The organism is Candidatus Bathyarchaeota archaeon, assembly GCA_030739585.1.
In the GTDB taxonomy this organism is placed as follows: Archaea; Thermoproteota; Bathyarchaeia; order TCS64; family TCS64.
On record JASLYX010000005.1, the window covers coordinates 111,468 to 121,775 of the forward strand.

The window sequence follows — 10,308 nt, forward strand, 5'->3', positions numbered from 1 at the left end:
ATGACCGACGAAAAGAACAAAATCCCAAAAGAAGCACATGCATATACCCCGGGACTTAAAGTAAAACGCTTTGAGGCGGTAAAAAAGACCCGGAGGCTCCCGATCCATGGTAAAGTCTTTGTGAATGAGGGAGACTCCATCAACTATGAAGCGATCGTCGCCAAGACGGAGTTGAGTGGGAACCCAGAAATCGTAAAGGCTTCCAGGCTCCTCAACGTTGAGCCGGAGGTTCTTCCCCGTTATATGTTGAAGCATGTGGGAGACACTGTCAAGGAAGGTGAGACCATCGCCTCCTACTCTGCATTCTTTGGCCTTATCAACAAGAAGATCGTTTCCCCCTCCACAGGTACTATTGAGTCAATCTCTGAAATCAGTGGTCAGCTGATCATGAGAGGCGCTCCCATCCCCATCGAGGTGGACGCTTACATACCAGGCAAAGTTGTGAAGGTTATGCCCAACGAAGGAGCTGTCATCGAGACCAACGCGGCTTTCATCCAAGGCATCTTTGGGATCGGAGGGGAGGGCCATGGGACAATTAAGATCGCTGTTGGATCACCCACAGATGTCCTCGACGGAGACGCCATAACTTCTGAAGATAGAGACAAAATACTTGTCGGGGGCTCCCTTGTTACCCTCGAGGCCATTGAAAAAGGAGCGGAACACGGAGTCTCATGTATAGTCAGTGGAGGTGTACTCCACGAAGACCTTACCTTATTCACAGGAGAGGAGGTTGGGGTTGCTATCACAGGCCAGGAGGAGCTTGGGATCACGCTCATCGTAACTGAGGGTTTCGGAAAAATGATGATGTCCCAGACCACATTTGACCTACTCCGCAGTTTTGATGGTTACGTCGCCTCGTTCAATGGGGCCACCCAAATCAGGGCGGGTGTCCTTCGACCTGAGATCATAATTCCCCATGAAGGAAAAAATGAAGGTGGATCAGAGGAGGCGCTCTTATCTGGGATTGTACCAGGAACTCCGGTTAGGATAATCAGGCAGCCCTTTTTCGGGGCTTTTGGAGAGGTGATAGATTTACCCGTGGAGCTCAAGCAGCTAGAGTCAGAGTCCTTCGTTAGAGTCCTAAACGTCCGCCTCGCGGATGGATCCCTGGCTACAATACCAAGGGCCAATGTCGAGATAATTGAAGAGTAAATTGGAAGCCCCTCCATTTTTCCTCCTCTCTACTCCTATTCCCGAAAGAAACAGGAGAGACGTTTCATGATGACCGAAAGTCTTAGTATCCTTCTCAAACTCAGCTTAAAACCGGAATCATCATTGCTATATCCATAAAGAAAGTTGTCATTACTGCAGTTATATGTGATGAAACTATCCGCGAAAAGAAATCCCACGTACCCTATTCTTTCAAAGAAACCGCGGGCTCCACTGTCAATGCTGAAAGGGCGGGAGCATTTATCGTCATCTCAACGCAAAGAACCAATACATCAATTCCCCCGCGTGCAGTGAGGTTTTAACTCGCGTGACCGGAGGCCCAGCAAGGATAGGCCTTGACAACTGCATCTACATGGGGAACGAAAAAATCTCACAAAGCAATATAAATCTAGTCTGCAAGACTGGTAGGCTCACCGAAGAACTTGTTCCAGGATAGACTCATTGTATCAAATCCGGAAGATGCTGGGAACCAATTCAGCTCTCCAGTGAATCAGAGACACATTTTATATCTTTTCGCGAGAGGCTTATCTATTGAATCGAATTTGTACGGTCTAAATGGACGGATCCTCAGAGTTAACCTCAGCGACGAGAGTTCCAAGACGGACTCCTTCTCTGAGGACTATGCCAAGAAATTCATTGGGGGAAAAGGCTTTGCTATAGACCTTCTATATAAGGAGCTTTCCCCGGGAATCAAACCCCTAGGCCCAGAAAATAAGCTCGTCTTTTCCACGGGTCCTCTGAACGCCACAGGAATCCCAGGGGACACCCGGTTTGTCGTCGCAGGAAAATCCCCTCTTACGGGGATCTGGGGGGAAGGGAACTGCTCTGGATGGTTCGCCGACAGCCTCAAGAAATCCGGGTATGATGCCCTCGTGGTTGAGGGAACTAGCAAAAAGCCGGTTTACATATGGATAAACGATGATGTTGTCGAGGTGAGACCTGCGGAGCACCTCTGGGGGAAGTGGACTCTCGAGACTGAGAAGTTGATAAAGGAAGAGGTAGGTATAAACGCAAGTGTTGTGGCGGAGGGCCCTGCTGCTGAGAACCTGGTTGCCTTCTCGGCGGTGACCCACACTGCCCATAGGGCTGCCGGCAGGACAGGGTTAGGGGCGGTAATGGGCTCTAAGAAGCTGAAGGCGATAGCCGCTTTAGGCACTGGAAAGGTCGCCGTCGCGAATCCAGATAAGGTCCAGGAGCTGAGGACCAACATTGTTAAAGAAACCTTCGTGGCCGAGTTCACCACGGTACTTCGGGAACACGGTCAGGCGGGTTTCGTCATGGATCTCCATAACGACGGGATACTCCCCACCCGGAACTTCCAGAGCGGCGTTTTCGATGGCGCCAAGGCTATCTCGGGACAGACCATGACGGAGACTATTCTTAAAAGAAGGGAGGCCTGCCCAAGGTGCCCGGTGGCCTGTAAGAGGATGGTCGAGGTTACCGAGGGGCCCTTTGCCCCCGTCTTACCAGAGTACGGTGGTCCCGAATATGAGAACGTGGCTGCACTGGGGTCTCTGCTGGGCGTGGACCGTCTGGACGCAGTTTGTAGGATGAATATGCTCTGCAATGCCTATAGTCTGGACACCATCTCCGCTGGAGTGTGCATCGCCTGGGCCATGGAGTGCTTTGAGGCTGGCATCATCACTACAGAAGACACCGACGGTCTGGAGCTTACCTTTGGAAACGCCAAGGCCGCTGTCAAGATGGTGGAGAAGATCGCTCTCAAGGAAGGTTTCGGTGCAATCTTCAGCGAGGGGCTTTCTAAAGCCGCAGAGAAGATCGGAAAGGGATCAGAGAGATTTGCCGTGGAGGTAAAGCGTCTTGAGCTACCTATGCACGAGCCCCGTGGCAAGAAAGGCCTCGGGCTGATGTATGCCGTCTCCAACAGGGGGGGTTGCCACATGCAGAGCATGCACGACCCGGACCTAGAGTCCCCGAACATGGCCCCCGAGATCGGTATTAGCGTGCCCCTCCACCGTCTAGACACGTCGAGGAAGAAGGTGATCGCTATGAAGAAAACCTCCGACTGGACTGCCATGATCAACTCCACGGGGATCTGCTCAAACATCTACTGGTTCGGCTCTGTCTATTACAGGCCCCTCCACCAGGTGGAAATCCTCAACGCGGTGACGGGCTGGGGTCTTTCCGTGGACGAGTACATGAATGCTGGCGAGCGCATTAACACCTACTGTAGGGCCTTCAACGCAAGGGAGGGGGTCACTCGGAATGACGACAAGCTCCCCCACAGACTCATGGAGCCCTTGATTGGGGGACCTACGCATGGGCAATCCATATCCCAAGAAGAATTAGACTCGATGCTTGACTCCTACTACGAGATCTGTGGCTGGGACAAGGTGACGGGGATCCCAACGAAGGAGAGGCTCAACAAGCTAGGCCTCGGCTTCATCAACCTGTAATTTTCCCATTCCACCCCATTTTATTCTGAATTTACTCTATTTCAGGATGAATCAGAACGGCAGGAATATCCTGTGCGCTTTGTCGGCTAATGTGCTCGCCCAAGATTTAGACGCCTCTTCTCACAATCTTGGGATGTAGGCCACTGCCCTGACTGGGGAGCCAGATCCATCAACGATGTTCAAGGGGAGAGCGATGAGGAACGAGCCTCTGGGCGGGAGCTTCTCAAGATTTGTCATGGTCTCTAATACAGCAATGTGAGCGTCCAGAAGAGCTCTATGTGCTGGGCTCTTTTTATCAGAGGACGCATCAAGATTGGGAACGTCGGACCCCACCAGCTTTACCTTCTTCGCGACCAAATATCGAGCGACTTCCTCGGATATCCCAGGGTCCTCTCTGTAGCTGAACTTGTCATCAGGATCAGGTTCATGCCATCCGCTGGGCCAACCGAAATCGAAGAGGACGAGGTCTCCCTCCGATATATCTCCGTTTTTTCCCTCCCATGCCTTGACCTCTTCCACAGATACAAGTCCGTTCGCTTCTTTGCCCCTCATATCCAAGACAATACAGTCCCCGACCCATTTCTCAAGCGGGATTTTCTCTATTGTAGAGCCCTCTACTCCAGCGAGGTGAATAGGAGCATCAACATGTGTCCCAGCATGCTCAAAAATGAAGATCATAGCGGCGTTGAATCCATCCCTCATGACGGGTGTCATCCAAGTGATTCTGCTGTAGCGGGTGTGGGCGCCCGGCTTTGAATCATCTAGGGCGTGGGAGAGATCCACTATTTCGTACCCTTCCAAGGCTTTCGATATAGGTGACGCTTTCATGAATACCCTATGTAGTCACGACTGAAAATATTTCTGCTTAACGGACTTATTTGTTGGTTTTGGGCTTTGGGTCTTTAACGTTTCTGTTCTCTTTTCTCGGTTTTATACGTTCACCAGCACGTTATAGCGAGACATCTTGTGTACGCGGTCTGAAGGATGCCTCTAGAATCGTACGCGCCATAAAGCACGGCTCCCTCGAGCAAAATATCCCAACACAACCCACTAAACTCTTCACTTCTCATATGTAGGATACTCTCAGACTAAATCTTGACCACTAAAAAATAGTTGAATGCTCCAACGCGTTCCGAGCCCTGATCCTCTATTATCATTAGAAAATCGTTTTTATTTAAGTCAAGATATGTCTAATTAATCATGGCTTCAAGAGGGAGAATACTGGTAGAAAGGAGACATCAAGATGGCTAAGCTTAAAGTCAAATACCCATGCAAATGCAACAAGAAAGACCCCGATCACACCAAAGAGGAAAGCGGTGAAGGCTGGACCCGGTACGTCTGCTCCTCATGCGGCAAGGTGAAATTCGCATGGCGCGCAGAGGGCGCCAAGAATCTGGATGAGCATTAACGGCGACCAATGCAACGGCGCGCGCTAAACCGGTAAGGTTGAACGCTCAGGAATTACATGACACGGACTAACACTTATCGTTCAGGGACTTGGATGGCCTTGTAAAGAACGTGTTTGCACCCGCATGACTCTGGATTTAAAATGAAAATATTTTTTATGCTACAAACTTGAGAATATCCTCTGATATTAATGTCCGCGGAGGTTAAAGGTTACGCAGGTAAAATGCTGAGAGTCGATCTCACAGAGGAAAAAACTTGGGATTGGTTCCCCGCTGAAGAAACCCTCAGAAAATATCTCGGAGGGACAGGGATAGGTGCCAAGATTTTGTACGACGAGGTTCCACCGAATGCTGACTGGTCAGACCCCGTCAACAGGATGACTATCGCCAGCGGTCCCTTAGGTGGTACCAGCATAGGGGGGTCCAGTACTGTTTCTATCGTTACCAAAGGTGCCCTAACGGGGGGATCCACCTCGGTGCAGGCCAACGGCCTCATGGGCGCGTACATGAAGTTCTCGGGATACGACGGTGTCATTCTACAGGGAGCCTCCAAGACCTGGAAATATCTTGTGCTTATGGACGGGAAAGCCGAGTTGAGGGACGCGACAAAGTTCCTGGGCTTGGACACTTACGAGACCTACGATACCATCAGCGAGGAACATGGGGAGAAGGGGAGGGGGGCTAGCGTCCTCTCCATTGGCCCCGCTGGGGAGAACAAGGTGAGATGGGCCGGTGTCTTTGTGGATCACGGCCACTCGGCGTCCCACAATGGGGCTGGGGCCGTGATGGGCTCGAAAAAGCTCAAGGCGATCATAGCTTTTAGGGGGGGAGGGAGCATCTCTGTGGCCCACCCTGAGGAACTGCAAAAAGTTTCTCAAAAGATGTACCAGGACGTTGAGTACTTTACTGGGACCCTGGGCGGAGTCGAGCGCAGCTATAAATCGAGCCGTGGAACTCTCCCCGTGAAGAACTACACCACAAACACGTGGAACGTATCGGGGAAACACGCTAATACCTACGGGGAGAAGTACATCCGGGACAAATACCAGGTTGGCAGGGAGCCGTGCTGGGCCTGTAAGCTCCTCCACTGCACCATGATGAAATTTAACGGTCCCCACGCTGCATACGTTGAGGAGCCGGAGTACGAGCAGATGGCAGCTTGGGGCCCACTAATCGGGCAATCCAACGTGGAGGCAACAATGATGCTCAGTGGCCTTACAGACCGACTAGGCCTTGAGAACAACGAGGCCGGTTGGCTCACAGGTTGGATGATGGAGTGCTTCGAAAAGGGCTGGCTTACTTCTAAAGAGACTATGGGATTCGAGCTCAACTGGGGTGACGTCGAGGGAGTCAAGAAGATGCTTCACATGATCTCCAACCGTGAAGGCTTCGGGGACGTCCTCGCTGAAGGGGTAAAGCGGGCATCGGAGTGGATCGGGGGCCCCGCCGCCAAGGCTGCTATCTACACCATGAAGGGAAACACCCCAAGGGGCCATGATCACAGGACCCGCTGGGCGGAGATGTTTGACACCTCTGTCAGTAGCACAAGCACCATAGAGACAAACACCGGCTCTCACCCCCTGGGCCCGGAGACCCAAGGCCCTGCCAACCCCCTCAAGGTCTCTACAGCCGTCGCGGAGACGAAAGGCCTGATGCAACTGGAGGACTCTGTGGGCACTTGTCGCTTCAATACCCGGATGAACCTCAAGCACCTCTCGGCGGCGGTGGCGGCCGCTACAGGCTGGGACTTCGACGGGGAGGAGGGGATGAGGGCGGGGCGGAGGGTGGTCAACCTGATGAGGGCGTATAACCTCAGGACGGGGTTAGGTAAGGAATACGATCACCCCTCCGCCAGATACGGATCGACACCGGTGGACGGCCCATCGGCTGGAATAAGTATCCTCCCCCATTGGGAGGCGATGCTGAGGAACTATTATGAGCTTATGGGATGGGACCCGGATACGGGGATACCCTCTGCTTTAACTCTGGAATACTTGGGCATAGGCTACGTTAACGAGGATCTGGAGAAGCTCAGGTAGCTGGCAGTCTAACTCTTTAGGTAAAGGCTTTCTGCGGATCTATAATCTTTTCCTCGCTATACCTTTGCGCGTGAGATAACCCAATTGGACAGAAGCCAGTAAGTCAAGTGGCTAGGCGGTGGGCAAGGGCACAATAGCCCCTCGCAGCTGCAGTTACCGCGTCGAGGCTTATGTGTTCGTTAGGTTGGTGAGCCAGTGCAGGATCTCCGGGGCCGAATCCGACAGTAGGGATGCCTAGCTGGCCGGCTGTGGCTATGCCATCGGTGCTGAAGCGCCAGCTTATTATCCCGGGAACTCTTTTCATCCCCTCCTTAATGGCTTCTCGGCTATCCTGAACTATCCAGTGGTCTTCATCGATGATCCATCCCGGGAAGTACTGGTCGGCGCTTGTCGTATACCCTGTGTAACATTTTAACTCATCCCTGAGGAGCTCCACCTGGGCCCCAGGGGCAAGGCTCCGCATTTCATCTAGAACTCCTGCCAGAGTCTCTTGGGGGACGAGCCTTCGATCCACCTCGATCTCGCAGTGGTCGGGGACGATAGGTCCGGCCCCGGGGAAGCATCTAAGGGCGGTGACCGCCATAGTACCTCTGCCGAGGAAATCGTGTGTGGGAAGTTCCATGTTCCCGTCCCTGATCCTGTTTACAATGGGCGTCATGAGGTAGAGAGCGTTGACACCGAGCTCGGGCATGCTGGCGTGGCTGGTGGCCCCCTTGGTGGTGACCCTGAATACACATCTCCCCCTCTGACCAACGCTGAGCTGGAGATCGGTGGGCTCCCCGAGGACACATGCGTCGATTATGAGACCTTTATCCTCGATAATCTTCTTAGTTGCAACTCCCTCGTTGGTCTCTTCATGGACCACTAACGTAAGGAACAGTGTGCCGTCCGTTTCAGGTTCGGCGCATCCATAAATCATAGCTGCAAGAGCCCCCTTCATGTCAACCGTGGCCCTACCATAAAGTATACCGTCCACAACCTCGGCCCCATAGGGGTCGTGACTCCATCCCCCGGGTGCACCAGGTTGGATGTGGTCTAGGTGCCCGTCAAAGAGGATGGTCTTCCCGCTCCCTCCTCCCCGATGGGCAATAATGTTTCCCATCTCGTCCACCGCGACTCCATATCCAAGTTCTGCAAGTTTGTCTGAAACTAAGTCGGCTATTTTTCCCTCCTCTCCTGAGAGGCTAGGGGTCTTGACAAGGTCTTTAAGAAAGGATGTGATCTCCGTCTCCTTATCCTTAATGCCCGAAAGATACTCTCCAAGCTGATCTATGTTTAGTACCTCCTTCATCCAATTAGCTTGCCGAATCGGTTGACTTCCTGTTGCCTGATCCGAGTTGACGAGATGGGTTTTCCGTCCTGGGCCAAGATCATTTTGAACACCACGATGAGAAGAGGCTTCCTTCCTCTCTCAACCCTGCGCCTGTTGATCTCCAAGGCTCCGGCCTCAGTCTCCTTGCTCACTACTATCCCCTCCATCTCCTCGCTCTCAATGGTCGGCCCGAAGGGATTGTCAAGGGGAAAGATCTCTGTCCTTTTCTCGAGCCCCCTCTCAGAAAGGAACCTGATGAGATGCTTTTTGCGTTTAGCATAGCAATCAAGTTTGTGGGCTTTGTGGAGATTCGCTGCGAAATCGTCGGTGGTGAGGCCAATTACAACCCGGTCCCCGATCTTGAAGGCCTCTTCCAATAGCATGGAGTGCCCTTTATGGAAGACATCGAAGGTCCCCCCCACGACTACGAGGTTGAGTCGCTTATCCATCAGGCTATATCGCTCTCACAGTAGTAGCTCTCTAAGCATCTAATTGGGTTGATCAATTGGCTTTAACAGGATAAATAATCCAAGAATTATATAAAATACCCTGAAAAGTGAAATTACCACGTTCACGAAAGAGTGCGTACTCATTTGGTGTTATTGCGCATTTAGACCATGTTCTCCGAGATGAATCGTCTGATCCTTTTAAGCCCTTCAAGGATGTTCTCTTCTGATGTAGCGAATGAGAACCTGATGTGCTCTCCCTCTCCAGGGTTCTTGTGTCCGAAGTGTATATCGGAGAGAACCGCCACACCGGCCTCATCGAGTAGAAGCTTTCTGAACTCTTCCGAGTCGGGAACTCCGACTAAGTTGCAAGCTTCTGTGACGTTTGGCCACGCATAGAATGCTCCTCCGGGCATAAGACAGTTGACTCCTGGGATCCTGTTGAGGCCTTCAACGATGATGTCCCGCCGTTTAGTGTAGCTTTCCATCATCTCATAGGATTCCTCCTGGGGTCCAGTCAGCGCAGCTAGCGCAGCGTATTGGTTGGGATGGCCGGCGCAGGAGTCAGTGTTTGTAATCCACTTCGACAGGTGGGGTGCAAGCTTTTCATTGGAGGCATAGCCGATTCTCCATCCGGTCATGGCGTAGGTTTTTGAGACTCCGTCAACAATGATGGTTCTCTCCTGCATTCCAGGGATTGAGGCGATGCTGGTAAACTTGTCTTTCGGGGCCATGCGGCTGTAAGGCTCATCTGAAAAGACCCAGAGATCGTCGAACCTTTGAACAACCTCAGATATTTCCTCTAGGATTTTCCGGCTCAGGACTCCTCCCGTTGGATTATGTGGAGAGTTTAAAATAAGGAGCCTTGTTTTCTGGTTGATCTTGTCTTCCATATAGCCAATATCAAAGGCATAGCCCTTTTTCTCAAGAAGGGGTAAAGTGACTGGGACTGCTCCGTATTCTTTTATTAGCGACTCATATATAGGGAACCCAGGGTTGGGGTAAAGAACCTCGTCTCCCTTTCCGTGATCCGTGGTCGATAGTATTGAATATCCAATGAAAGGCTTTGCACCATTAGCGATAACCACTGATTCAGGGCTAACTTTCAAGTTCCTAGTCTCTGATAGATAGGTGGCCGCCGCTTGCCTAAGCTCCGGGATACCCGCTGATGCCGTGTATCCGGTCTTCCCATTTTTAAGTGCCTCAATGGTGGCCTGTTTGATGTATTCCGGGGTGTCAAAGTCTGGCTGACCTATACAAAAGTTGACGATATCCTTACCCTTGCCCAGTAGCTCATTTACCTCCTTGAGGACAACGAACGCGTTCTCCGTCCCCAAATTAAGGGTTCTTGCCGAGATTTCTACCATATGAATTCGCCCAACAGCTACCTATTATGATGAGCGTTTTATAGTTCTATTTACCCGGATCCTACACCTTTCCAAAACTGGCTCCACACACAAGTGTTGGATCTAAAATCAAATATACCTTGCGCGATGAACTGGAAAACTCCCTGAAGTC

At 51.8% G+C, this 10,308-nt stretch carries 8 protein-coding genes; 4 read left to right on the forward strand and 4 right to left on the reverse strand.

Features of this window, described 5'->3' with window-relative positions:
• Both QGG23_05935 and QGG23_05940 read left to right on the forward strand, forming a co-directional pair.
• Complete coding sequence (locus QGG23_05935; protein ID MDP6048965.1) at nt 1-1,152, forward strand: hypothetical protein; 1,152 nt, start codon at nt 1-3, stop codon at nt 1,150-1,152.
• Nucleotides 1,153-1,712: 560 nt separating this feature from the next.
• Nucleotides 1,713-3,587: an aldehyde ferredoxin oxidoreductase family protein gene (locus tag QGG23_05940; GenBank protein ID MDP6048966.1), complete on the forward strand. Its 1,875-nt coding sequence runs from the start codon at nt 1,713-1,715 to the stop codon at nt 3,585-3,587.
• A 120-nt stretch (nt 3,588-3,707) separates the two neighbouring features.
• On the opposite strand, the gene QGG23_05945 is transcribed toward QGG23_05940, so the two are convergent.
• Nucleotides 3,708-4,388 carry a cyclase family protein gene (locus tag QGG23_05945; protein ID MDP6048967.1) on the reverse strand — a complete coding sequence of 227 codons (681 nt, stop codon included), beginning with the start codon at nt 4,386-4,388 and terminating at the stop codon, nt 3,708-3,710.
• A gap of 442 nt (nt 4,389-4,830) precedes the next feature.
• Here QGG23_05945 and QGG23_05950 point away from each other — a divergent pair, with 442 nt between their 5' ends.
• Both QGG23_05950 and QGG23_05955 read left to right on the forward strand, forming a co-directional pair.
• Complete coding sequence (locus tag QGG23_05950) at nt 4,831-4,995, forward strand: hypothetical protein (GenBank protein ID MDP6048968.1); 165 nt, start codon at nt 4,831-4,833, stop codon at nt 4,993-4,995.
• Nucleotides 4,996-5,184: 189 nt separating this feature from the next.
• Complete coding sequence (locus tag QGG23_05955; protein ID MDP6048969.1) at nt 5,185-7,032, forward strand: aldehyde ferredoxin oxidoreductase C-terminal domain-containing protein; 1,848 nt, start codon at nt 5,185-5,187, stop codon at nt 7,030-7,032.
• 103 nt (nt 7,033-7,135) lie between these two features.
• Here QGG23_05955 and QGG23_05960 read toward each other — a convergent pair whose 3' ends face one another.
• The 3 genes from QGG23_05960 to QGG23_05970 all read right to left on the reverse strand — a co-directional run bounded on the left by QGG23_05960 (nt 7,136) and on the right by QGG23_05970 (nt 10,127).
• Nucleotides 7,136-8,323: a YgeY family selenium metabolism-linked hydrolase gene (locus QGG23_05960; protein MDP6048970.1), complete on the reverse strand. Its 1,188-nt coding sequence runs from the start codon at nt 8,321-8,323 to the stop codon at nt 7,136-7,138.
• A complete protein-coding gene (locus tag QGG23_05965) occupies nt 8,320-8,793 on the reverse strand; it encodes a phosphopantetheine adenylyltransferase (protein ID MDP6048971.1) in 474 nt (157 codons plus the stop codon). The genes QGG23_05960 and QGG23_05965 overlap by 4 nt, the downstream gene beginning before the upstream one ends.
• Before the next feature lie 161 nt (nt 8,794-8,954).
• Nucleotides 8,955-10,127 (reverse strand): pyridoxal phosphate-dependent aminotransferase, encoded by a 1,173-nt coding sequence (locus QGG23_05970; protein ID MDP6048972.1) that lies wholly within the window; start codon nt 10,125-10,127, stop codon nt 8,955-8,957.
• Nucleotides 10,128-10,308: the final 181 nt, after the last annotated feature.

Bases quoted from the DNA above. Each gene is read 5' to 3' on its own strand.
- QGG23_05965 (MDP6048971.1), bottom strand. From the start codon at position 8,793: ATGGATAAGCGACTCAACCTCGTAGTCGTGGGGGGGACCTTCGATGTC.
- QGG23_05935 (MDP6048965.1), top strand. From the start codon at position 1: ATGACCGACGAAAAGAACAAAATCCCAAAAGAAGCACATGCATATACC.
- QGG23_05960 (MDP6048970.1), bottom strand. From the start codon at position 8,323: ATGAAGGAGGTACTAAACATAGATCAGCTTGGAGAGTATCTTTCGGGC.
- QGG23_05955 (MDP6048969.1), top strand. From the start codon at position 5,185: ATGTCCGCGGAGGTTAAAGGTTACGCAGGTAAAATGCTGAGAGTCGAT.
- QGG23_05950 (MDP6048968.1), top strand. From the start codon at position 4,831: ATGGCTAAGCTTAAAGTCAAATACCCATGCAAATGCAACAAGAAAGAC.